The organism is Mesorhizobium sp. P2_B11 (assembly GCF_056404855.1).
In genome coordinates, this window is sequence record NZ_JBFUDF010000012.1 from 57,214 (window position 1) to 78,390 (window position 21,177).

A 21,177-nucleotide genomic window follows, 5' to 3' on the forward strand; every position below is an offset into this window, starting at 1 on the left:
AAAGACGCAACACTGCCATGTCGAGATGGCGGTTGAGTGATCGCTAAAAAGGCGCGACGCTCTGCGTCGGGCGCGGCGAAAGAACAACATAATCATAAAAAATTACAGGAGCGGTCCAGGATGACGGAAACACTTCAGGGCAGGCATATCGTGGTCACCGGCGGCACTGGCGCGCTGGGGGCGGCGGTTGTCGGCAAATTGCTGGCCGACGGCGCCGTGTGCCATGTGCCCAATGCGCACGCCTCGGCCCCTTCGCATTTTCCCTTTTCGGCGCATGAGCGCGTCAAGCTGGCGCATAATGTCGATCTCGCCGATCCGGCCAAGGTCGATGCCTTCTATGCCGGCGTCCCCGAATTGTGGGCCTCCATCCATCTGGCCGGCGGCTTTGCCATGGCGCCGGTGGAGAAGATCGAATCGGCATCCTTTGCCGAAATGATGGACACCAATGCCCGCACTGCCTTCCTGTGCTGCCGCGCCGCCGTGCGCTCGATGCTCGCCTCAACAACGGCGGGTCGCATCGTCAACGTCACGGCACGCGCCGGGCTCGACCCGCGCCGCGGCGCCGGCATGGTCGCCTATACCGCCAGCAAAGCCGCTGTCGCGGCGATGACGGTGGCAATGGCAGAAGAGCTGAAGCACAAGGGCATTCTGGTCAACGCGGTCGCGCCCTCGACGCTCGATACGCCGGCCAACCGCGCCGACATGCCGGATGCCGATGCCAGCAAATGGGTCAGCCTCGAAGCCGCCGCCGAGGCAATCGCCTATCTGGCATCGCCGGCCAATCTGGCAATGAGCGGAACGCTGGTGCCGCTTTACGGCCGCGCCTGAGGAGGCGCCGCCGCGGGCGGCTCATTTGCAGACGAGCTTGCCCATTTGCAGCTTGAACTTGCGCGGTCCCGGCATCTGTTCGCCGCTGGTGTCGTCGACGACAAACACTTCGAGCGTGCAGCCGCCGGCGCCAACCTGGTAGTGGTCGTCTCCGACATGCGCGATTGTGTCGATGGGGCCATGGTTTTCCAGCCTGCGCGCGACATCGCTGCTGTCGGTGATGGCGTCGATCTCGGCCTTGCGCTGCCAGTAGGGCGGCAACGCCGCCGACGCCGCCACTGTGCAGGCCAGCAGGAATGCTGCGACAAAACCGATGCGGGTCATAAGGCCTCCGATCGTTTGGCTTCCGGCCGTTCAAGCATGGCGGCCGCGAAAGCTTCTACAGCGTTAGAAGAACCCGCGACTATGTCAGGTTCGAGACGCCCGCCTCGATGACCTCGACCGCGTCGCCGATGGCGATTGTGCCGGCGTTGTTCGGAATCGCGTTCTGGCCGAAGATGATGCCACCCTTGGCCGAGCGATGGAGTTTACCAAGCGTCTGCAGCGGTTCGCGCGGATCCGGCTGCTCGCCGCTCAAGGGATCGCGGGTGGTGATGACACAGCGCGAGCAGGGTTTTGCGATGCGCAATTCGACAGCGCCGATGCGGATCGTCTTCCAGCTGTCTTCGGGCCATGCGCCTTCAGCGTCGAGGACGATGTTCGGGCGAAACCGCGCCATCTCGATGGGTCTACCTAGATGGTTGTTCAGATGCGCCAGCGAGCCCGTCGTGGCGATCAGCAGCGGAAAACCGTCGGCGAAGCTGACATAGTCGCCGAGCTGGCCGAATTCAGGGTCGACCGGCCGGTTTTGCGGATCGTCGAAATAGACGAGATCGACGGGCCTGCCAAGAATAGCCGAGAGATAAGCGCCAGCGGCCGGATCGCCCGATCTTGCTGCAACCACATCCTTCCAAATCTTGACCTGACGCAGCGCGGCATCCGGGCCCGGAACCTCGACGGCGTGCGAACCGTGCCTGTCATGTTTCAGCAGGATGCCGGTGCCGCGATGCTCGACGTCGATCGTCGTCATGGCCGGTATCTGGCGAATGGTGAGGAACTGTCCGTCCTCGTCGACGACCATCCAGCGACGGTCGCCTTCCATGCCCATGGTCTCGATGTCGGCGCTCGGCACGGCATGGCCGCGCAAGCTCTTGACCGGATAGCGATTTAGTTCGACGACCTTCATGCGAATTGCTTCTCTGACATGCGCCGGAGCCTACAGGCGCAAATATGGAATTGAAGAGGGCACACAGTCTTTGTCTTGTGCCACCCGGGCATGAAAAAACCCGCGAACCTTGCGGCCCGCGGGTTCTATAGTTCAGTCCGCGCGGTGCGCGAAGCGGCTTAGTTGCCCTGCTTCTTCAGCGCGGCACCCAGGATGTCGCCCAGCGAAGCGCCGGAGTCGGTCGAGCCGTACTGTGCGACTGCTTCCTTCTCTTCGGCAATTTCCAGCGCCTTGATCGAGACCTGCAGCTTGCGGGTCTTCTTGTCGAAGGCGATGACGCGAGCGTCAACCTTCTGGCCGACGGTGAAGCGCTCGGGGCGCTGCTCGTCGCGGTCACGGCTGAGGTCGGAGCGCTTGATGAAGGTCTCGATGCCGCTGTCGACCAGCCGCACTTCCAGACCGCCATCCTTGACGCCGATGACTTCGCAGGTGACGACCGCGTTCTTGCGCAGTTCGCCGGAAGTCGCGGCTTCGCCGACCGTATCCTTGGCCAGTTGCTTGATGCCGAGCGAGATGCGCTCCTTGTCGATGTCGACGTCGAGCACCTGCGCCTTGACCATGTCGCCGCGATTGTACTCTTCGATGACCTGCTCGCCCGGACGGGTCCAGTCGAGATCGGACAGGTGGACCATGCCGTCCACGTCGCCTTCGAGGCCGATGAACAGGCCGAACTCGGTCTTGTTCTTGACCTCGCCCTCGACCTGGCTGCCGACCGGATGGCTCGAGGCAAAAGCCTGCCACGGATTCTCAAGCGTCTGCTTGAGGCCGAGCGAGATGCGGCGCTTGGCCGGATCGACCTCGAGCACCACAACGTCGACTTCCTGCGTCGTCGACAGGATCTTGCCGGGGTGCACGTTCTTCTTGGTCCACGACATTTCCGAAACGTGGATGAGGCCTTCGATGCCCGGCTCCAGCTCGACGAACGCGCCGTAGTCGGTGATGTTGGTGACGGTACCCTTGATCTTCTTGCCGATCGGGAACTTGGTGCCGATCTCCGACCACGGATCCGACTCGAGCTGCTTCATGCCGAGCGAGATACGGTGGGTTTCCTGATTGATGCGGATGATCTGCACCTTGACCGTCTGACCGATGTTGAGGATTTCGGTCGGATGGTTGACGCGGCGCCAGGCCATGTCGGTGACATGCAGCAGGCCATCGATGCCGCCGAGGTCGACGAACGCACCGTAATCGGTGATGTTCTTGACGACGCCTTCGACAACCTGGCCTTCTTCGAGGTTCTGCACGATTTCCGAACGCTGTTCGGCACGGCTTTCCTCGAGCACGGTGCGGCGCGACACAACGATGTTGCCGCGGCGGCGATCCATCTTGAGTATCTCGAAGGGCTGCGGGTTGTGCATCAGCGGGGAGACGTCGCGGATCGGGCGGATATCGACCTGGCTGCGCGGCAGGAAGGCCACGGCGCCGTCGAGGTCGACAGTGAAGCCGCCCTTGACCTGGTTGAAGATAACGCCTTCGACGCGCTCACCCTTGGTGAACTTCTCTTCGAGCTTGACCCAGCTCTCTTCGCGGCGGGCCTTGTCGCGCGACAGGACGGCTTCGCCCAACGCGTTCTCGATGCGCTCGACCATGACCTCGACCGTATCGCCGACCTTGAGCGTCGAGTCCTTGCCCTTGACGCCGAATTCCTTCAGCGGCACGCGGCCTTCGACCTTGAGGCCGACATCGATGATGGCCATGTCTTTTTCGATCGCCAGGATCGTGCCCTTGACGACCTGACCTTCGCCGGAGTGACCGGTGGTAAATGATTCTTCGAGCAGGCTCGCGAAATCGTCGCGAGTGGGATTTGCAGCTGACATATTTTCTCCTGGAGTGCCCCGCATCTGAAGCGGGACGGGCGCCGTGGGTTAGCGTTGCGTTGGCCTGCCGGCGTTCCGGGCTACAAAAGCCCTGGGCCGCCTAAGCGGCAATTCCGGCGCATGAAGAATGCTGGCAGGCTGGTTCGTGCCCGATATGGGTATTTTCTTCGCTTCCGGCAACGGAAACTCGAGGAAAACCTTCAATCAGGCTTTATCTCTCTTGGCCAGGGCGTCGTCGATGATCGCTTTGGCCGCCAGAAACGCGGCCTCTATAGCCATTTCGGAGGTATCAAGCAAGTGCGCGTCGGCGGCCGGCTTCAACGGCGAGTCGGCGCGGCCCATGTCGCGCTCGTCGCGGCGCACGATATCGGCGAGGATTTCGGTGAAATTGGCGGAGCCGCCAATGCTTTCGATCTCCGCCAGCCGGCGCTGCGCGCGCACCTGCGCACTCGCCGTCACATAGAGTTTTATGTCGGCGTCCGGGCACACGACGGTGCCGATGTCGCGCCCGTCGAGCACCGCGCCCGGCGGCGTCTTGGCGAAGTCACGCTGCTTTTCCACCAGGATGCGCCGCACGGTCGGGTAAACCGCTACCTTCGAGGCCGCCTCGCCGACCGCATGCGCCGACAGCACCGCGCGGTCGAGTTTTGCCAGATCGACCTGACGGGCGGCGGTTTCGGCCGCAGACACATTGTCGAGCGGCAGCGCGTGCCGGATCAGCGCATGGGCAACGGCGCGATAGGTGAGGCCGGTGTCGAGCAGGTTGAGGCGGTAGTGGTCGGCGAGCCGGCGGGCGAGCGTGCCTTTACCGGCGCCGGCTGGTCCGTCGATGGCGATGGTGAAGACGTGTGTCATTCGAAACCTCGATGCAAGTGCCTCACGCCATTGGCGCTCGAAGTCAACCGCCGTGACTTCCGAGGCTTCGAACTGGCTGTCCGAATTGATCTCTGCGAGGTCAGGAAAGCCTTCCGTTGAATTTTCGGTCCCTCCGACTTCTATATCCTCCGACCCGTCAAGGGCAGGGCCGCGAATGGCGAAGCCCACGGAGCCATCGGCATAGAATTCTATTGTTCGGTTCTGAAAATTGTCGTCGGCGACTTCATACCAGAGGTGGGACGGCTCCTCTGTTATGTCATGTTTCCAGTGGACGTAAACGTATCTCACCCGATCTCCGCGCCAAGCCCCGTCATCAAATCCATGAACTCCGGAAAGCTGGTCGCGATCATCGCGGCATCATCGATGGTCACCGGCTTTTCCGTCGCCAGCCCCATGACGAGAAAGCTCATGGCGATGCGGTGGTCGAGATGAGTCTGCACCGTCGTATCCTGGCCGTTGGGATGGCCACCCAGGCCCTTGCCGCCGGGCTTGCCGCGCACCGCGAGCGAAGCTTCACCCTCGGTGCAGTCGACGCCGTTGATCTTCAGGCCGGTGGCGACCGCCGCCAGCCGGTCGGATTCCTTCACCCGCAGCTCCTCCAGCCCCTGCATCAGCGTCTCGCCTTCAGCGAAGCTCGCGGCAACGGCCAGAACCGGATATTCGTCGATCATCGACGGCGCCCGCTCGGGCGGCACGGTGACGCCTTTGAGTTCGGAGTAGCGCACGCGCAGATCGGCGACATCTTCGCCGCCGGCATTGCGCGGGTTCAGGATGTCGATCTTGCCGCCCATTTCCTGCAGCGTCAGAAGCAGACCGGTGCGGGTCGGGTTCATCAGCACGTTCTCGATGACAATGTCCGAACCCGGCACGATCAGTGCCGCCACCAGTGGGAAGCCGGCCGAAGATGGGTCGCCGGGCACGGCGATGATCTGTCCGGTCAACTTGCCCTGGCCTTCGATGAAGATGTGGCGCACGCCGCGCTCGTCGGTTTCGACCGACAGATTGGCGCCGAAGCCTTTGAGCATCTTTTCGGTATGGTCGCGCGTCATCACCGGTTCGATCACGGTGGTGATGCCCGGTGTGTTCAAGCCAGCCAGCAGCACGGCCGACTTCACCTGCGCCGAGGCCATCGGCACGCGGTAGGTGATCGGGGCTGCGTGCTTCGGTCCATGCAGCGTGATCGGCATGCGGTCGCCGGGCGTTGCCTTCAGCACCTGCACGCCCATCTGGCGCAAGGGTTCGAGCACGCGGCCCATCGGCCGTCCCGACAGCGAGGCGTCGCCGATGAAGGTCGTTTCCATGTCGTAGGTGCCGACAAGACCCATGGTGAGGCGCGAACCGGTGCCGGCATTGCCGAAGTCGAGCGGGCCTTGCGGCTGCAGCAGCGCGCCATTGCCGGTGCCGCGGATCACCCATTCGGCGCCGCGCTTTTCGATATGCGCGCCCATCGCCTTCATGGCCGCAGCCGTGCGCATCACGTCCTCGCCTTCGAGCAGGCCGGTGACGCGGGTTTCGCCGGAGGCGAGGCCGCCGAACATCATGGAACGGTGCGAGATCGACTTGTCTCCCGGCACGCGGGCGGTGCCGGAAAGGGCGGAGGATTTGCGGGCGGTGGCCGGCCTGGCAGCGGCGGCGTGAGACATGGAATTTCCTTGGGGCAGAATGCCGGCGCACCGGCGCTTTTCATTTGTTGCGGCGGTCTCGTATCACGGCGGGGGGAAATGGTCATCCCCATGGCCGTCACTTGGCGCGAGGCCTTTAAGTCCTTGGTTTTGTGACGCCGGCTTTTCGCTTTGACAGCGCGGTAAACTGTGGTTATGGGGACCACTCTTTTATTGACGAGGCTTGCCGTGGCAAAAAATGAACTTGGCACAAAGCGTGTCGACCCTGAGACGGGTCGAAAATTCTACGACCTGAACAAGGACCCGATCGTCTCGCCCTATACGGGCAAGACATATCCGCGTTCCTACTTCGAGGAAGGCAAGGTTGCCGCCATCGAAGAGGAAGAGGAAGTGGCCGAGAAGGAAGTAGACGCCGAGGAAGAAGAAGGCGTTGAAGTCGTCTCGCTTGAAGAGGCCGACGAAGACGTCAAGGCCGGCGACGACCTTCCCGATCTGGGCGACGACGAGGACGATGTCGACCTCGGCGACGACGAGGACGATACGTTCCTTGCCGACGAAGAAGAAGAAGATGACGATGTCGCTGACATGATCGGCGTCGGCGACGACGACGACGAGGTCTAAGAACGCTTCGGACGCATGCATTTAGCAGCCTTCGCGGGCTGTGACGAAAAAGCGGCCCTGGTAGGCTTGATCTTCAGGGAAGGCGGGGTTAGAAGCCGCCTGCACTAAACGGCGCGGTGTTGAAAACCGCGCCGGACCTCTACGCCGGCAACGGCGCCGGCTGACTGCCGGAGTGGGGCCATAGCTCAGTTGGGAGAGCGCTTGAATGGCATTCAAGAGGTCGTCGGTTCGATTCCGATTGGCTCCACCAAACAGTCTCTTTCCGACGCTCGGTTTCGCGGCCTTCATGCTTGTCGCCTGCCAGTCGGCGCCTGAACCATCATCCCCGCCGCCAGCGCCCGCACCTCAGCCCATGGCGCCTGCCGCGATCTCTGCGGACGGTGCGGCGGTCCTCGATCCGTCTGTCAGGGTCATGCCCCCCGGCGAGGGCATCCCGGCCAAATATGTCGCATTTTCCGGCATATGGGGCGGACAGTTGGACGGGATGTATGACGGCAAGCTCGCCGTGCTGACGATTTCGCGCGGCGGCAATGTCACCGCCACCTACGCCTGGGGCGATGTCGCCGACAACAAACCGGGCGTGGCCGACGGCGAAGGCAAGATTTTCGGCAACACGTTGAAACTGCGGCGCCTACCCAATGGCGGGGACGTCAGCGCGGTCATGCAGGCGGACGGAACGCTGGCCGTCACCTATGGGCTTGCCGACCGCACCTATACGGGCACGTTCACCAAGCAATAGCCGAGAGGGCTCTGGCGGTCAGCCGCGGCTGGCGCCCGCCCCGATCAGTGCAGGCCGAATTCGCGCAGCAATTCTTCGCGATAGCGCACGAAGCGGGTTTCGCTGCGCTCGCGCGGGCGTGGCAGGTCGATGTCGATCAATCGCGCCGCGCCGCCTTTCTCCTTGGGCAGGATCAGCACGCGGTCGGCCAGATAGATCGCCTCTTCCAGATCGTGGGTAACCATCACCATGGTGACGTTCTCCTCGCTCCAGATGCGCGCCAGTTCCTCCTGCATGCCGATCTTGGTCATGGCGTCCAGCGCCCCCAGCGGCTCGTCGAGCAGAAGAATCTCGGGCTGGACGGTCAGCGCCCGGGCGATGCCGACGCGCTGCGCCATACCGCCGGAAAGCTGGTTCGGAAAGGCATCGGCGAATTCGGCAAGGCCGACCAGCGCAACGTAGAAGCGGGCGCGTTCCTCGGCTTGCTTCTTGGGCACGCCGCGGACTTCGGGGCCGAAGGCGACATTGCCGAGCACGCTTAGCCAAGGCAGCAGGCGCGGTTCCTGGAAAATCACGGCGCGCTCGGCGCCGACGCCGTGGACCGGCTGGCCGTCGATCGCGACGCCGCCGCTGTCGGCGGCCTCCAGTCCGGCAAGAATACGCAGCAACGTGGTCTTGCCGGAGCCGCTGGCGCCGACGATGACCAGGCATTCCCCCGAACGGATGTCGAGGTTGAGCGTCCGCAGCACGGCAAGCCTGCGCCCGCCGAGGCTGAAGGATTTGGAGAGGTCGCGGATCGAGACCTCTCCGCCACGGTTGGAACCGGTCATCTCATCTCTCAGCTATTTTGGAGCTCAGTTCGTCTTGGTTTCGCCGGGCCGGTACAGAATGTCGGCGGCCTTCAGCTTGCCCTTGGCCAGACGGCCGTCGCGCTCCAGCACGGCGACCCAGAAATCGATGTCGCGGTCGGTCGCCTGCGCACCTTCGCGAAGTCCGAAGCCGGTCCAGTATTTGGCGAGATCGCCGTTTTCGCCGCGCTTGTTGAGGAGATTGGCCAGCACCTTGCGGGCTTCGTCCGGGTTCTGGCGCGACCAGTCCGAAGCGCGCGCCGACTGTTCGACGAAGTTGCGCGCTGCATCCGGATTGGCGGCAATGAAGTCGCGCCTGAGCACGACGAAACCGCCGGCGAGTTCGCCGAGCACCTGGGTATCGTCGAACACGCCGCGCACGCCGCCATTGGCGACCAGCGCGCCGGCAAACGTTGCCTGCCAGTAGCCGAGCCCGGCTATGTCGACCTGGCGCGAACGCAAGGTCTGCTCAAGCTGCGGCCCGGGCACGACAATGAGGTTGGCGGCAGTCGGCGGCAGGCCGACGCTGTGCAGGGCTTCGCGCACTGTATAGTCGAGATGGGCGCCGAGCGTGTTGACCGAGATGGTCTTGCCGGCGATGTCGGCGATCGATTTGATCGGGCTGTCTTCCAGCACATAGAAGACGCTTTTGACGTCCTTGTTGATGCCGTTGCTCGGATACGCCGCGACGAAGTCGTTGCCGCCCGAGATCGAGTTGATCACCGCCGCGGTGGCGGCCGAGCCGAGGTCGACGCTGCCGGAGGACAGCGCAAACAGCGATTCCGGTCCACCCGAGGCATAGCCGACATTCTCCAGCTCTACACCGAGCCCCTTGTAGTAGCCGAGCTCGGCGGCGAGCTCATGTGGCGAGATGCTGCCACGGCTGGCGAGATAGCGGAATTTCACCGGTGCGGTTTCAGCAAAGGCCAAGCGTGGCAGGCCGGCGGCGATGAGGCCGGCGGCAAGCGGTGCGCCGGCAAGCAGGGAACGGCGGGTGATTTTCATGATCAGATCTTTCCTGATTTTGAAGGAGGCCGGGGTTGAGGTGGGGGCTGCTCAGTTGACAGGATTGCTCCAGCGGCAGAGCCGCCGCTGCAGCGTAACCAGCGCCTGGTTGGCGATCAGGCCGAGCCCGGCGAGGATGACGATTGCCGCAAACATCAGCGGGATCTGGAAATTGTACTGCGCGTTCATCACCTGGAAGCCGATGCCCTTGTTGGCGCCGATCATCTCCGAGGCGATCAGCAGCAGCAGCGCGGTGGTGGCGCTCAGCCGCAGGCCGACAAAGATCGACGGCACGGCGCCCGGCAGCACGACCCGGCGAAACACGGTAAGCCGGCTCGCGCCGTAGACGCGCGCCATTTCAAGCAGTTTGGGATCGACTTCCTTGACGCCGCTGGTGGTGTTGAGCAGCAGCGGAAACAGCGTCGCCCAGAAGATGACGAAGATCTTCGAGGTTTCGCCAAGCCCGAGCAGCAGGATGAACACCGGGTAGAGCGCCAGCGCCGAGGTCTGCCGGAACACCTGCAGGATCGGATCGAGCGCGGTTTCGACCGGGCGCACCTGGCCCATGAACAGGCCGAGCGGGATGGCGACTGCAACGGCGGCCGCAAAGGCAATGCCGGCGCGCTGCAGGCTGATGGCGATGTCGCCGAGCAGGCTGCCGCCGGCAAGCCCTTTCCAGAGCGCGGCGATGATCATGTCGATCGGCGGCAGCACTGCCGCGTTGACCCATCCGACGCTGCTCGCCACCTGCCAGAGCGCCAGGAAAGCGACAAGCACACCGTAGCGCTTCAGGAAGCGGACGGTCGCCCTGCCGCCGAGGCGCAGAAAGTCGTCGCCGAGCCCGCTTTCGCTGCGACTGGCGCGGATCGTGATCGGCCGATCGATGTGCTGCAATGTCATCGCGTCATCCCTTCAGCTTCGAGGATCATTCGGCGGCAAGCACGGTCGAGCGGGCGGCGGTCCATGGATTTTCCGGGCGTCTGAGACCGAGATTCTCGCGCAGTGTGCGGCCTTCATAGGCGGTGCGGAACAGGCCGCGCCGTTGCAGTTCGGGAATGACTAGGTCGACGAAATCGTCGAGCGCGCCGGGCAGCCAGGGCGGCAGGATGTTGAAGCCGTCCGCCGCTTCGCTGGTGAACCATTCCTCCAGCTGGTCGGCGACCTGCGTGACGCTGCCGACGATGGTGTAGTGGCCGCGCGCCGTTGCCACCCATTGATAGAGCTGGCGGATGGTGAAGTTGTGCTCGTCGGCGATCTGCCGGATCAGCGCCTGACGGCTCTTCATGCCTTCGGTTTCCTTGCTCGGCGGCAGCGGGCCGTCGAGCGGATAGCCACGGATGTCGAGGGTCTGTCCGGCAAGGCTGTTGAGCAGCGCGACACCGTCCTCGGGCAGGATCAGGTCGTTGAGCTGCTGATATTTGGCGCGAGCTTCGTCCTCGGTGCGACCGACGAAGGGCGCGACGCCCGGCATGATCAGCACCTGGTCGGGATCGCGGCCTACTTCCGCCACGCGCGCCTTGATGTCGCGGTAGAATTCTTGCGCTGTCTCGAGCTTCTGATGGGCGGTGAAAATGACTTCGGCCGAGTGCGCGGCAAGTCCGCGCCCGTCTTCGGATTGGCCGGCTTGTACGACAACCGGATGTCCCTGCACCGGACGCGGCACGTTGAGCGGACCCTTGACGCTGAAATGCTCGCCCCTGTGGTCGATGTCGTGCAGCTTGTCCTTGTCGTAGAAGCGGCCCGACTGCTTGTCGCGGATGAAGGCGTCATCCTCCCAGCTGTCCCACAGCGCCTTGACCGTCTCGACATGCTCATGCGCCCTGGCATGGCGCTCGGCATGGTTGGGCTGGACGTCGCGGTTGAAATTGCGCGCTGTCTCGTCGCCGGCCGAAGTCACCACGTTCCAGCCGGCGCGGCCGTTCGACAACAGGTCGAGCGACGCGAATTTGCGCGCCAGCGTATAGGGCTCCTCATAGGTGGTGGAGGCCGTGGCGATGAAGCCGAGATGCGTGGTCAATGGCGCCAGCGCCGCAAACAGCGTCACCGGCTCGAAGCCGGCGATCTTGGCATTGCCGCCTTCGCGGGCGCCGAGGCCGACGGTCAGATTGTCAGCCAGGAAATAGGCGTCGAACAGGCCGCGCTCGGCGGTCAGCGCCAGCTGCTTGTGGAACTCGAAGTTGGTGGCGCCGTCGGCCGGCGCATCGGGATGGCGCCAGGCGGCAATATGCTGCCCGCCGCCGGGCAGGAAGGCGCCCAGCTTGATCTGCCGCGGCTTGCTCTGGGATTTGCTGGCTCGGGTCATTGCAGGCGTCCTTCTGGTCGATGCGGGAAGGAATGTTGTGCGTCCCTGATCGGTGGGTGTCAGGCGGCACGGACGACGCTGTAGGGCACGCCGGCCACGCGGCATGCCTCGGCCACCGCCTGCCTCGCCCGCGCCTGGACGGCTTCGGACACCAGCACGCCATTGGCGAAATCCTTGTCCGAGGCGTAGATCGCGGTCGGCAAGGTCTGCGCTTCGAAGAAGCCGAACAGCGGCCGCAACTGGTGTTCAACAACAAGCGAATGGCGCTCGCCGCCGCCGGTCGCCGCAAGGATGACCGGCTTGCCGCGCAGCGACGACGGGTCGAGCAGGTCGAAGAAATGCTTGAACAGCCCGGTATAGCTGCCCTTGAAGGTCGGCGAGCCGACCACCAGCACATCGGCGCCCAGCAGCTGCTCGACGATGCTGCGGGCCGCCGCATCGAGGTCGTCAAGTCTCTTTGCGAGCGGAAAGGACGGGCCGAGATCCTCGATGTCGAAAACACTCAAGGCGGCACCGGCACGGCTCGCCACTTCACCGGCGATGTGGCTTACGAAAGCCTTGGTCTTGGACGGACGGGTCAGGTTGCCAGACAACCCCACCACCAGCTTTCTCGACATTTTTACGGCTCCTTGCACGTGGTATGTGCATTAAGGCTACCGATTTTGTAGAATTAAATGAGCGAGAAGATTTCAAAACCAGCCCGCGAAGCGAATGGAGTTTGCGGCACATCGCCTTTCCTTGGTTCATTTGGCCCAAAGCGACGCGACAGATGCCGGTTGATCTCCGCTGGCTCCGACAAATAGACAATCCTGGTGCCTTGCATGCTGATGGGTATCGTCGCGAAACCGTCAAGGGTCGGCGCCATTGACACTGCGTTGCGTCAGATTCGATTGAACCCAATCGCACGGGCGACGAAGTACGGGCTTGCAATGAACAGGACGCACGCATGAAAAAGATCGGCTTTCTTTCCTTCGGCCATTGGTCGCCCTCGTCGCAATCGCAGACGCGCTCGGCTGCCGATGCGCTTTTGCAGTCGATCGACCTGGCGGCGGCGGCCGAGGAGCTTGGTGCTGACGGCGCCTATTTCCGCGTGCATCATTTTGCCCGCCAGCTTGCTTCGCCCTATCCGCTTCTGGCCGCGGTCGGCGCCCGCACCAGCCGCATCGAGATCGGCACCGCCGTCATCGACATGCGCTATGAGAATCCGCTTTATATGGCCGAGGATGCCGGTGCTGCCGACCTGATCGCCGGCGGCCGGCTGCAGCTCGGCATCAGCCGCGGCTCGCCGGAGCAGGTGATCGACGGCTGGCGCTACTTCGGCTACGTGCCGCAGGAAGGCCAGAGCGACGCCGACATGGCGCGCAACCATGCCGAGGTTTTCCTGAACGTACTGCGCGGCGAAGGCTTTGCGCAGCCCAATCCGCGGCCGATGTTTCCCAATCCGCCCGGAATGCTGCGCCTCGAACCGTTCTCGGCCGGCCTGCGCGATCGGATCTGGTGGGGCGCCGCCACCAACGCCACTGCCGTATGGGCGGCCAAGCTCGGCATGAATTTGCAAAGCTCGACGCTGAAGTTCGACGAGAGCGGCCAGCCGCTCCACATCCAGCAGGCCGAACAGATCCGCGCCTTCCGCGCGGCGTGGAAGGAAGCCGGGCATGCGCGCGAGCCGCGCGTGTCGGTCAGCCGCTCCATCTTCGCGCTGGTCGATGACCGCGACCGCGCCTATTTCGGCGGCAACGACAGCGAGGACCACTTTGGATACATCGAACCGGAGAAGCGCGCCGTTTTCGGTCGCACCTACGCGGCCGAGCCGGATGTGCTGGTCAAGCAGCTGAAAGAGGACGAAGCGATCGCCGAGGCCGACACGCTGCTTCTGACCGTCCCCAACCAGCTCGGCGTGGAGTATAATGCCCACGTCATCGAGGCGATCCTGAAGCACGTCGCGCCAGCTCTCGGCTGGCGCTGACGAGCAGGCGCCATCCGGCCACCCCGCGATCTATCTCGGCTTCTGGCCGAGACCCATGGACTTGGCCAGCGTCGAGCGCTTTGAGGAATAGTTCGGCGCGGTCATCGGGTACTCGGGAGGCAGGCTCCACTTCGTTCGATATTGATCCGGCGTCAGGCCATAGTGCACGCTGAGATGTCGCTTCAACGATTTGAACGGCTTGCCGTCCTCGAGGCAGAAGATGAAATCGGGCGTGATAGATTTCTTGACCGGAACAGCGGCCTTGAGTTCGCTGGCCCGGGGGGCGGGCGATCCATCCGCGAGATGCTTGAGCGAGCTGAAAACCTGGCCAATGAAACCAGGCAGGTCGGCTGCGGGGAGAGAGTTGTTGGCAATATAGGCCGACACAACGCCGGCGGTAACGGACACAATCGGGTCGAGTTCATTCGTTTGCACCATGGCAACAGTCTCTCCGGCAACAGCAAGGTTGGTATGGGGGATTTTTTCAGGAGTGGAATCGGCCGAGGTTCTTTGTGGTTTGCCGCCAAGCCTGCCTAGAACAGGCTTTACATAAGTCTTCTTCAAAAACCTCTCCTGTGCCGTGGTTGCAGAGCGCCCCTAGCCATGATTCCACGATGAAATCGAGCATGTGGGAAAAATTCACACGTGTCAACTCGACTTGGGTGCCCTTGTGGAGAGATTTCCCACACGATAGGTTCAGCGAGCGTCTTTTGAGGGAGGGACGGTCAATTTCGTGATCAGCTAGTGAAGGACGTGGGCGATGGACAGATCAGGGGGGCAAAATCTGGATGGCGCCGGGGTCCAAGGTGCGTTGAACCGGCTGCTTCGCCCCTTGGTGCGGCTGGCGATCCGGTGCGGGGTGACGTTTCCGACCTTCGTCGATCTGCTGCGCCAGCTCTACGTCAATGTCGCCGAGCATGAATTCGAACTGCCCGACAAGCAGCAGACGGACAGCAGGGTCAGTCTGCTGACAGGCGTTCACAGAAAAGAAGTCAGCCGGCTAAGAGGAGCGGGCGCGCCGGTTCGAGTGGTGCCCGAGTCCGTATCGAGGACCAGCGCCATCGTCGCGCGCTGGCTTGCCGATCCGTCCTTTGTCGATGCCAAAGGCGTGCCGTTGCCTTTGCCGCGAGCGAGCGAGGCCGGGGAGGCTTCCTTTACCAGCCTGGTGGAGTCGGTGACGCGCGATTTGCGGCCAAGGGCCGTCCTCGACGACTGGCTCGACCGCAAGCTCGTCGAGATCGACGGGAAGGACCGTATCGTGCTGCTGGAAAGGGCAATGGTGCCGCGCGAGGACGGCGAGGTCCGGCTCTATTACTTTGCCCGCAATCTCGGCGACCACGCCACTGCTTCTGTCGAAAACGTGCTGGCCGACAATCCGCCGTTCCTCGAGCGAGCCGTCCACTATGACGGGTTGTCCGAAGACCTGGCCAGATCGCTGGAGGCCTACAGCCGCAAACTCGCGATCGACATGCTGCTGCACCTGAACAAGCACGCGAACCAGGCTGTCCAGACCGATGCCGGCGGCAACAGCCGGTGGAATTGCGGCGTCTATATCCTCACCGCGGATGGGACATCGCTGGTTGCCGAAGACGCGCCGCAGCGCAAGGATGACGACGGAGACGCCGCATGAGCCGGAGCCTGACAAGGCGCGGCCTCCTGATGCTCGGAGCCGCCTTGCCGGCGCTGTTGCGCGGCATGGCTGCCGGCGCGGGGGAAGCTTCGAAGGACCAGGGCATCGGCGGCACCGGCTGGACGGCGGGGACCGATAGCGATCAGGGTATTGGCGGCACCGGCATCGTTGGCACCATCCAGCGTTTCGGCAGTATTTTCGTCAACGGCGTGCGCGTCGGCTATTCCCCTGACGTGCCGGTATGGATCGACGGCACCCGCTTCACCGCAAGCAGCCTGAAGATAGGGCATGTCGTGCGGGTCGCGGTGATGGTGGTGGGCGGTCGCACGGTCACCGGCGCGATCCACGTCACCAGCGAGGTGGTCGGGCCTGTTGACCGCGTGACTGCCGGCTCCTTGTCGATCCTGGGACAACAGGTCGACATTGCTCACCTCCCCAGGCGGTCCAGGATCAGGCCCGGCGATGTCGTCGCCGTCTTCGGCATCCGCCGGCCCGACGGGAAGATCGTCGCCAGCCTGATAGAGGCCAGGCCTGATGAAACGCAGTATCTGGTGCGCGGGCTGGCGATCGCAAAGTCAGGCGCGCTGCTGGTCGGACGGCTCAAGATCGGACCGCAGTCGTCGAAATTTGCAAACCGGCGCGTCGAAGTGGCCCTGGCCAAGGCACCGGACGGATACAAGGTGCTGCATCTGGCGGCGGAAACGCCGATCCCCGATAGCCGCGTCGGCGGCGTCCTTTACGAGACCTTCCTGCAGCGTCAGGGGCGACGGCTCAAATCGGGCCTGGGCGTTGCTCTGGACGACCGGACTGACGGACCCAAACCGGCAGGCATTGTCCGGGCGTTCCTCGACGTCCGCTTCGATCGCGAGGGGCATGTTGTCTCGGCGTCTCCGCAGGCCGGAAGCAGCCAGTCGCCGGACCAACCCGGCGTACCCGCTCAACGCGCCAGCGGCGATATCCCCACCGGGCCACAGGATGGCGTCGGTGCGCCCAACCAAACGGGTGGTCTTGGTACACCCGCCGGATCTCCGAACGGCATTGGCGCGCCAGGCGGAATGGGTGATGTCGGCACACCCGCCGGGTCGCCAGGTGGCCCTGGAGCGCCCGGTGGAATGGGTGGCCTCCACTCCTCGCCCGCCGGCTCGGTCAAGCCGTAGCCGTCGGGCAAGCAAGTCGAGGAAAAAGGCGGCTAGATATCCGCCTTGAAGGTCTGCTTCTGCTGGCCGAGCCCTTCGATGCCGAGCTCCACCACATCGCCGGCCTTCAGGAACACCGGCGGCTTCATGCCGAGGCCAACGCCCGGGGGCGTGCCGGTGGAGATGATGTCGCCGGGATGCAGCGACATGAACTGGCTGAGGTAGGAGACGAGGTAGGCGACGCCGTAGACCATGGTCTTGGTCGAGCCGTTCTGCATGGTCTTGCCGTTGACGGTCAGCCACATCTTCAGGTTCTGCGGGTCCGGCACCTCGTCCTTGGTGACCAGCCACGGGCCGGTCGGGCCGAACGTGTCGCAGCTCTTGCCCTTGGTCCACTGACCCTGGCGCTCGGCCTGGAAGGCGCGCTCGGACACGTCATGGGCGACGGCATAGCCGGCGACATAGTTCAGCGCGTCGGCCTCGCTAACGTATTTCGCCGTCTTGCCGATGACCACGGCGAGTTCGACCTCCCAGTCGGTCTTTTCCGAGCCGCGCGGGATCAGCACGTCGTCGTCGGGACCGACAATGGCGGAGCTCGCCTTCATGAAGATGATCGGCTCAGGCGGCACGGTGGCGCCGGTTTCGGCGGCATGGTCGGAATAGTTGAGGCCGATGCAGATGAATTTGCCGGTGCCGGCAACGCAGGCGCCGAGACGCGGGCTGCCGGACACCGCCGGCAGCGACTTCGGATCGAGCTTCGACAATGCCTGGAGCGACGCCGGATCGAGCGCCTTGCCGGCAATGTCGGAGACATGACCTGAAAGATCGCGGATCGTTCCATCCGCATCGAGCAGGCCGGGGCGCTCGCTCCCAACCTCGCCATAGCGCAGCAGTTTCATCTTGCTCTCCAAATTGCGGCCCAAGGCCGTTTTCAAACTCACTCAGCCAGAGCGACGAGGGATCGGGGCGGACTCTGGCTATCGGATCCGACCCAGGGCAAGCCGGACTTTAGGACTGCTCTATCCCGTACCTTCGGATCGAGAATTGCTCAGATCGACCAGCCACCGTCGATATTGTAGGCCTGCCCCGACGTGTAGGTGGCGCCGGCGAGATAGACGGCCAGGTCGCCGATTTCCTCAGGAGTGCCGAGACGGCCCATTGGCTGGCGGGCAATGAAGGCGGCGCGGGCGGCTTCGTAATCGCCCTGCGCGTGCATGCGGTCCTGCAACGATGGGCTTTCGACGGTGCCGGGGCAGATGGCGTTGCAGCGAATGCCCTTGGCGACATAGTCGGCGGCGATCGCCTTGGTGAGACCGATCACGGCCGCCTTGGTGACGCCATAGGCGAAGCGGTTGGGCACGCCCTTGCCGGCGCCGGCGACCGAAGACATGTTGATGATCGAGCCGTCGCCGCGCTCCAGCATGCCGGGCAGCACAGCCCGGATGGTGCGGATCATGGCGCGGACGTTGAGGTTGAAGGCGAAATCGAGGTCGGCATCCTTCATCTCGAGGATCGAGCCGGAATGGACGAAGCCGGCGCAGTTGAACAGCACGTCGACACGGCCGATTTCGGCAAAGCCCGATGCCACGGCATCATCATTGAGCACATCGAGCTTGCGGGTCTTGATGCCGGATGACTTTGCAAGTTCGACCAGCAGCGCCTCGTTGATGTCGGTGGCATGGACGACGGCGCCTGCCTTGGCGAAGGCCAGCGCGCTCGCCTTGCCGATGCCTTGCGCCGCCGCCGTGACGACAACGACCTTGCCTGCCAGATCCGCCATGCTTTTCTCCTCGGCCCTCGTGCCGCTTTCCCAGGGTTCAGCCCGATTTACTGACAGCCGACCAAGGCGTCCTGTGCCAGACAGGCGCGACTATGCGGCCTGCGCGATCCATCAGTTCACGAATAATATATGTTTTTTCTGGTTAAAGAACATGCGCCCGGGCGTCAAGCCCGAACGCGATCACCTTCGCGACGTCAGATGTAATACACATCGCGAGTTCCGATGCAACAGCTTGTATGACAACCGGGCAACTGGTCGCGCTGCGTTAGTTCATCCAAACGCAACGCGCCTTAGCGACGTTCAGTCGCCGTAAGGCACCCAGACGTTCTTGACCTCGACGGCACGACGCAGCAAGGCGTCGCCGGCGGTTTCGTCGGACGTCCAGTCGAGGCTGCGGCCATTGCCGGTCCAGACGCGCTTGAGGTTGCCGATCGAATCGGCCTCCGCCTTGGCGCAGGTCTCGGCATCGGCAAACAGCCAGAGCCCGTCGACATCGTCATGCTTGGCCAGCACGCCGGCAAGTTCGGCCGCGCGGCCGGTGACGATGTTGATGGCGCCTGGGGGAATGTCGGAATATTCGATCACCTGGTAGAGATCGGTGGCGAGCAGCGGGTATTTTTCCGACGGCACGGCGACCACGGTGTTGCCCATGGCGAGCGCCGGCGCCACCAGCGAGATAAACCCGAGCAGCGGCGCGCTATCCGGTGCGACGATGCCGACGACGCCGACGGGCTCGTGCAGCGCCAGCGTAACAGCGCGCGCCGGCGGCTGATGCACCCTGCCCTCGAACTTGTCGGCGAGGCCGGCATAGAGGAACAGCCGCTCGATCGACTGTTCCACCTCTTCCCGGGCGGCCTTGGCGTTGGCACCGGTGAGTTCGGTGAGACGGGCGGCGAACTCACTGGTGCGACCGGACAGATTTTCGGCCAGGTAGTAGAGCACCTGGGAACGGTTGTAGGCGGTCGCCTCCGGCCAGGCCTTGCAGGCGCGGGCGGCCGCGACGGCGTCACGGATATCCTTGCGGCTGCCGAGGCCGACTTCACCGGCGAGCTTGCCCTTGGCAGTGGCGACGGCCAGTGAGTAATTGCCATCGGGCCGGACCTGCTTGCCGCCGATGAACAGCTTTGCCGTACGGTCTATGGCGCCGCCATCCGCCTGCTCGACCGGCTGTGCCGAAGACGTCGCCGGCTTGATCACCGGACCAAGCGGCAGTTTTGCTGTGAGATATTCGAACATGCCTTCGCGGCCGCCTTCGCGGCCAAAACCGCTTTCGCGGTAGCCGCCGAAGCCGCAAGCGGCGTCGAACATGTTGGTGCCGTTGACCCAGACGACGCCGGCCTTCAGCTGCGGTGCCACATGCAGCGCGAGGTTGATGTTTTCGCTCCACACCGAGGCGGCGAGCCCATAGCGGGTATTGTTGGCCAGTTCGATCGCTTCCTCGGTGTTGCGGAAGGTCATGGTGGCGAGCACCGGACCGAACACCTCTTCCTGCGCCAATATGTTAGCCGGCGAAACACCCGTGGCGAGCGTCGGCAGGTGGTAGTAGCCGGAAGACGGCAGCGCTGCATCGGGCTGCCAGCAAACGGCGCCTTGTTTGGCGCCCTCGGCGACCAGGCCTTTGACGCGGTCGAGTTGAGTGGCGTCGACCAACGGGCCGATATCGGTGTTCTTGTCGAGCGGGCTGCCGACGCGCAGCCGGCTCATCCGGACCTTGACCTTGGCGATCAGGGCCTCGGCAATGCCTTCCTGCACCAGAAGCCGCGACCCGGCGCAGCAGACCTGGCCCTGGTTGAACCAGATGCCGTCGACTAGCCCTTCGACGGCGCTGTCGAGATCGGCGTCCTCGAAGACGATGAAGGCCGACTTGCCGCCAAGCTCCAACGACAGCTTCTTGCCTGATCCCGCCGTGGCTTTCCTGATGATCTTGCCGACTTCCGAAGAGCCGGTGAAGGCGATCTTCTGGATGCCGGGATGGTTGACGATGGCGACGCCCGCTTCCGGTCCGCCCTGGACGATGTTGACGACGCCCTTGGGAACGCCGGCGCGTTCGCAGATCTCGGCGAACAGAATGGCGGTGAGCGGCGTGAACTCGGCCGGCTTCAGCACTACGGTGCAGCCGGCGGCAAGGGCCGGCGCGATCTTCCAGGCCAGCATCAAGAGCGGAAAATTCCACGGGATGATCTGGCCGACGACGCCGACGCCCTTGTGGCCGGGGAAATCCTTGTCCAGCGCCTGCGCCCAGCCGGCGTGGTGGATGAAATGGCGGATGGCCAGCGGCACATCGATGTCGCGGCTTTCGCGGATCGGCTTGCCGTTGTCGATCGATTCCAGCACCGCAAACAGGCGCTGATGACGCTGCATGGCCCGGCCGATGGCGTAGAGCACTTTTGCGCGGTGGTAGCCTGAGGACGCCGACCATTTCGGCAGCGCCTTGGTGGCTGCCGCGACCGCAGCGTCAATATCGGCGGCGCCGGCATCCGAGATCTTGGCCAGCAGCTTGGCGGAGGACGGCTCGCTTGTGTCAAAAGTCTTGCCGCTGGCCGCGGCCTTCCAGGCACCGTCGATGAACAGCGCCTTGCCGAAATCGCGCGCCGCGAGCCAGGCATCGGCCTCGGTGCGGGCTTCCGGCGCCGGGCCGTATTCCATGGCCTGATAGCGTTCGAGGATGTTCATGTGGTGCCTCCTTTACCCTCCCCCTTGTGGGGAGGGTCGATCGGCAAAGCCGATCGGGGTGGGGGTAATTGGCGAAAAGCTTGGTTCATTG

General features: G+C 63.8%; 20 protein-coding genes, 1 tRNA gene and 1 pseudogene. 7 read left to right on the top strand and 15 right to left on the bottom strand.

Features of this window, described 5'->3' with window-relative positions:
* Nucleotides 1-120 precede the first annotated feature (120 nt).
* On the top strand, nt 121-828 hold the full coding sequence (locus AC1DYJ_RS29520) for an SDR family NAD(P)-dependent oxidoreductase (RefSeq protein WP_477283060.1): 708 nt from the start codon (nt 121-123) through the stop codon (nt 826-828).
* Nucleotides 829-849: 21 nt separating this feature from the next.
* On the opposite strand, the gene AC1DYJ_RS29525 is transcribed toward AC1DYJ_RS29520, so the two are convergent.
* The 6 genes and pseudogenes from AC1DYJ_RS29525 to aroA form a co-directional block, all read right to left on the bottom strand.
* Nucleotides 850-1,152 (bottom strand): hypothetical protein, encoded by a 303-nt coding sequence (locus AC1DYJ_RS29525; RefSeq protein ID WP_477283058.1) that lies wholly within the window; start codon nt 1,150-1,152, stop codon nt 850-852.
* Nucleotides 1,153-1,231: 79 nt separating this feature from the next.
* Nucleotides 1,232-2,053, bottom strand: a complete 822-nt coding sequence (locus AC1DYJ_RS29530; protein WP_477283056.1) for an MOSC domain-containing protein — start codon at nt 2,051-2,053, stop codon at nt 1,232-1,234.
* A 158-nt stretch (nt 2,054-2,211) separates the two neighbouring features.
* Nucleotides 2,212-3,909, bottom strand: coding sequence for a 30S ribosomal protein S1 (gene rpsA, locus AC1DYJ_RS29535; protein ID WP_015314259.1), 1,698 nt, complete (start codon nt 3,907-3,909; stop codon nt 2,212-2,214).
* A 204-nt stretch (nt 3,910-4,113) separates the two neighbouring features.
* Nucleotides 4,114-4,764 carry a (d)CMP kinase gene (cmk, locus tag AC1DYJ_RS29540; RefSeq protein WP_477283331.1) on the bottom strand — a complete coding sequence of 217 codons (651 nt, stop codon included), beginning with the start codon at nt 4,762-4,764 and terminating at the stop codon, nt 4,114-4,116.
* A 30-nt stretch (nt 4,765-4,794) separates the two neighbouring features.
* A pseudogene (locus AC1DYJ_RS29545) lies at nt 4,795-5,073 on the bottom strand (DUF6881 domain-containing protein); the annotation flags it as partial.
* Nucleotides 5,070-6,428, bottom strand: a complete 1,359-nt coding sequence (gene aroA, locus AC1DYJ_RS29550; protein ID WP_477283054.1) for a 3-phosphoshikimate 1-carboxyvinyltransferase — start codon at nt 6,426-6,428, stop codon at nt 5,070-5,072. The gene aroA and the pseudogene AC1DYJ_RS29545, both read right to left, overlap by 4 nt.
* Nucleotides 6,429-6,635: 207 nt before the next feature.
* Between aroA and AC1DYJ_RS29555 the strand changes: the two genes are divergently transcribed.
* The 3 genes from AC1DYJ_RS29555 (at nt 6,636) to AC1DYJ_RS29565 (ending at nt 7,767) form a co-directional block, all read left to right on the top strand.
* Nucleotides 6,636-7,028, top strand: a complete 393-nt coding sequence (locus AC1DYJ_RS29555) for a TIGR02300 family protein (RefSeq protein WP_477283052.1) — start codon at nt 6,636-6,638, stop codon at nt 7,026-7,028.
* Nucleotides 7,029-7,202: 174 nt separating this feature from the next.
* A tRNA-Ala gene (locus AC1DYJ_RS29560) sits at nt 7,203-7,278 on the top strand.
* Between the two features lie 102 nt (nt 7,279-7,380).
* Nucleotides 7,381-7,767, top strand: a complete 387-nt coding sequence (locus AC1DYJ_RS29565; RefSeq protein ID WP_477283050.1) for a hypothetical protein — start codon at nt 7,381-7,383, stop codon at nt 7,765-7,767.
* 44 nt (nt 7,768-7,811) lie between these two features.
* Here the strand turns inward: AC1DYJ_RS29565 and AC1DYJ_RS29570 are convergent, their stop codons facing one another.
* The 5 genes from AC1DYJ_RS29570 to msuE are packed head-to-tail and all read right to left on the bottom strand — an operon-like array spanning nt 7,812 to nt 12,518.
* The gene (locus AC1DYJ_RS29570; RefSeq protein ID WP_477283048.1) at nt 7,812-8,576 is read right to left on the bottom strand and encodes an ABC transporter ATP-binding protein; all 765 of its coding nucleotides are present in this window, start codon (nt 8,574-8,576) and stop codon (nt 7,812-7,814) included.
* A gap of 24 nt (nt 8,577-8,600) precedes the next feature.
* Complete coding sequence (locus AC1DYJ_RS29575; RefSeq protein WP_477283046.1) at nt 8,601-9,599, bottom strand: ABC transporter substrate-binding protein; 999 nt, start codon at nt 9,597-9,599, stop codon at nt 8,601-8,603.
* A gap of 51 nt (nt 9,600-9,650) precedes the next feature.
* Nucleotides 9,651-10,499, bottom strand: coding sequence for an ABC transporter permease (locus tag AC1DYJ_RS29580; RefSeq protein WP_477283044.1), 849 nt, complete (start codon nt 10,497-10,499; stop codon nt 9,651-9,653).
* Nucleotides 10,500-10,524: 25 nt separating this feature from the next.
* Nucleotides 10,525-11,901: an LLM class flavin-dependent oxidoreductase gene (locus AC1DYJ_RS29585; RefSeq protein WP_477283042.1), complete on the bottom strand. Its 1,377-nt coding sequence runs from the start codon at nt 11,899-11,901 to the stop codon at nt 10,525-10,527.
* A gap of 59 nt (nt 11,902-11,960) precedes the next feature.
* Nucleotides 11,961-12,518, bottom strand: coding sequence for an FMN reductase (msuE, locus tag AC1DYJ_RS29590; protein ID WP_477283040.1), 558 nt, complete (start codon nt 12,516-12,518; stop codon nt 11,961-11,963).
* A gap of 329 nt (nt 12,519-12,847) precedes the next feature.
* Between msuE and AC1DYJ_RS29595 the strand changes: the two genes are divergently transcribed.
* A complete protein-coding gene (locus tag AC1DYJ_RS29595) occupies nt 12,848-13,867 on the top strand; it encodes an LLM class flavin-dependent oxidoreductase (protein WP_477283038.1) in 1,020 nt (339 codons plus the stop codon).
* A 30-nt stretch (nt 13,868-13,897) separates the two neighbouring features.
* Here AC1DYJ_RS29595 and AC1DYJ_RS29600 read toward each other — a convergent pair whose 3' ends face one another.
* Nucleotides 13,898-14,305 (bottom strand): Ros/MucR family transcriptional regulator, encoded by a 408-nt coding sequence (locus AC1DYJ_RS29600; protein ID WP_477283329.1) that lies wholly within the window; start codon nt 14,303-14,305, stop codon nt 13,898-13,900.
* Nucleotides 14,306-14,627: 322 nt separating this feature from the next.
* On the opposite strand from AC1DYJ_RS29600, the gene AC1DYJ_RS29605 reads away from it, so the two are divergent.
* Both AC1DYJ_RS29605 and AC1DYJ_RS29610 read left to right on the top strand, forming a co-directional pair.
* Nucleotides 14,628-15,497 carry a DUF6502 family protein gene (locus tag AC1DYJ_RS29605; protein WP_477283036.1) on the top strand — a complete coding sequence of 290 codons (870 nt, stop codon included), beginning with the start codon at nt 14,628-14,630 and terminating at the stop codon, nt 15,495-15,497.
* Entirely contained in the window at nt 15,494-16,654 is a 1,161-nt protein-coding gene (locus AC1DYJ_RS29610; protein WP_477283034.1) for a DUF5666 domain-containing protein, read from the top strand. The genes AC1DYJ_RS29605 and AC1DYJ_RS29610 overlap by 4 nt, the downstream gene beginning before the upstream one ends.
* A gap of 32 nt (nt 16,655-16,686) precedes the next feature.
* Here the strand turns inward: AC1DYJ_RS29610 and AC1DYJ_RS29615 are convergent, their stop codons facing one another.
* The 3 genes from AC1DYJ_RS29615 to AC1DYJ_RS29625 form a co-directional block, all read right to left on the bottom strand.
* Nucleotides 16,687-17,532: a fumarylacetoacetate hydrolase family protein gene (locus AC1DYJ_RS29615; RefSeq protein ID WP_477283032.1), complete on the bottom strand. Its 846-nt coding sequence runs from the start codon at nt 17,530-17,532 to the stop codon at nt 16,687-16,689.
* Nucleotides 17,533-17,681: 149 nt separating this feature from the next.
* Nucleotides 17,682-18,413 carry an SDR family oxidoreductase gene (locus tag AC1DYJ_RS29620; RefSeq protein ID WP_477283031.1) on the bottom strand — a complete coding sequence of 244 codons (732 nt, stop codon included), beginning with the start codon at nt 18,411-18,413 and terminating at the stop codon, nt 17,682-17,684.
* 300 nt (nt 18,414-18,713) lie between these two features.
* Nucleotides 18,714-21,086 carry an aldehyde dehydrogenase family protein gene (locus tag AC1DYJ_RS29625; RefSeq protein ID WP_477283029.1) on the bottom strand — a complete coding sequence of 791 codons (2,373 nt, stop codon included), beginning with the start codon at nt 21,084-21,086 and terminating at the stop codon, nt 18,714-18,716.
* Between the last annotated feature and the right edge of the window lie 91 nt (nt 21,087-21,177).

What these genes read in the sequence shown, in the direction of transcription:
- AC1DYJ_RS29565 (WP_477283050.1), top strand. Translation starts at nt 7,381, where the DNA reads ATGGCGCCTGCCGCGATCTCTGCGGACGGTGCGGCGGTCCTCGATCCG.
- aroA (WP_477283054.1), bottom strand. Translation starts at nt 6,428, where the DNA reads ATGTCTCACGCCGCCGCTGCCAGGCCGGCCACCGCCCGCAAATCCTCC.
- AC1DYJ_RS29585 (WP_477283042.1), bottom strand. Translation starts at nt 11,901, where the DNA reads ATGACCCGAGCCAGCAAATCCCAGAGCAAGCCGCGGCAGATCAAGCTG.
- AC1DYJ_RS29605 (WP_477283036.1), top strand. Translation starts at nt 14,628, where the DNA reads ATGGACAGATCAGGGGGGCAAAATCTGGATGGCGCCGGGGTCCAAGGT.
- AC1DYJ_RS29570 (WP_477283048.1), bottom strand. Translation starts at nt 8,576, where the DNA reads ATGACCGGTTCCAACCGTGGCGGAGAGGTCTCGATCCGCGACCTCTCC.
- cmk (WP_477283331.1), bottom strand. Translation starts at nt 4,764, where the DNA reads ATGACACACGTCTTCACCATCGCCATCGACGGACCAGCCGGCGCCGGT.
- msuE (WP_477283040.1), bottom strand. Translation starts at nt 12,518, where the DNA reads ATGTCGAGAAAGCTGGTGGTGGGGTTGTCTGGCAACCTGACCCGTCCG.
- AC1DYJ_RS29530 (WP_477283056.1), bottom strand. Translation starts at nt 2,053, where the DNA reads ATGAAGGTCGTCGAACTAAATCGCTATCCGGTCAAGAGCTTGCGCGGC.
- AC1DYJ_RS29595 (WP_477283038.1), top strand. Translation starts at nt 12,848, where the DNA reads ATGAAAAAGATCGGCTTTCTTTCCTTCGGCCATTGGTCGCCCTCGTCG.
- AC1DYJ_RS29520 (WP_477283060.1), top strand. Translation starts at nt 121, where the DNA reads ATGACGGAAACACTTCAGGGCAGGCATATCGTGGTCACCGGCGGCACT.
- AC1DYJ_RS29625 (WP_477283029.1), bottom strand. Translation starts at nt 21,086, where the DNA reads ATGAACATCCTCGAACGCTATCAGGCCATGGAATACGGCCCGGCGCCG.
- AC1DYJ_RS29580 (WP_477283044.1), bottom strand. Translation starts at nt 10,499, where the DNA reads ATGACATTGCAGCACATCGATCGGCCGATCACGATCCGCGCCAGTCGC.
- AC1DYJ_RS29600 (WP_477283329.1), bottom strand. Translation starts at nt 14,305, where the DNA reads ATGGTGCAAACGAATGAACTCGACCCGATTGTGTCCGTTACCGCCGGC.
- AC1DYJ_RS29610 (WP_477283034.1), top strand. Translation starts at nt 15,494, where the DNA reads ATGAGCCGGAGCCTGACAAGGCGCGGCCTCCTGATGCTCGGAGCCGCC.
- AC1DYJ_RS29620 (WP_477283031.1), bottom strand. Translation starts at nt 18,413, where the DNA reads ATGGCGGATCTGGCAGGCAAGGTCGTTGTCGTCACGGCGGCGGCGCAA.
- AC1DYJ_RS29615 (WP_477283032.1), bottom strand. Translation starts at nt 17,532, where the DNA reads ATGAAACTGCTGCGCTATGGCGAGGTTGGGAGCGAGCGCCCCGGCCTG.
- rpsA (WP_015314259.1), bottom strand. Translation starts at nt 3,909, where the DNA reads ATGTCAGCTGCAAATCCCACTCGCGACGATTTCGCGAGCCTGCTCGAA.
- AC1DYJ_RS29525 (WP_477283058.1), bottom strand. Translation starts at nt 1,152, where the DNA reads ATGACCCGCATCGGTTTTGTCGCAGCATTCCTGCTGGCCTGCACAGTG.
- AC1DYJ_RS29575 (WP_477283046.1), bottom strand. Translation starts at nt 9,599, where the DNA reads ATGAAAATCACCCGCCGTTCCCTGCTTGCCGGCGCACCGCTTGCCGCC.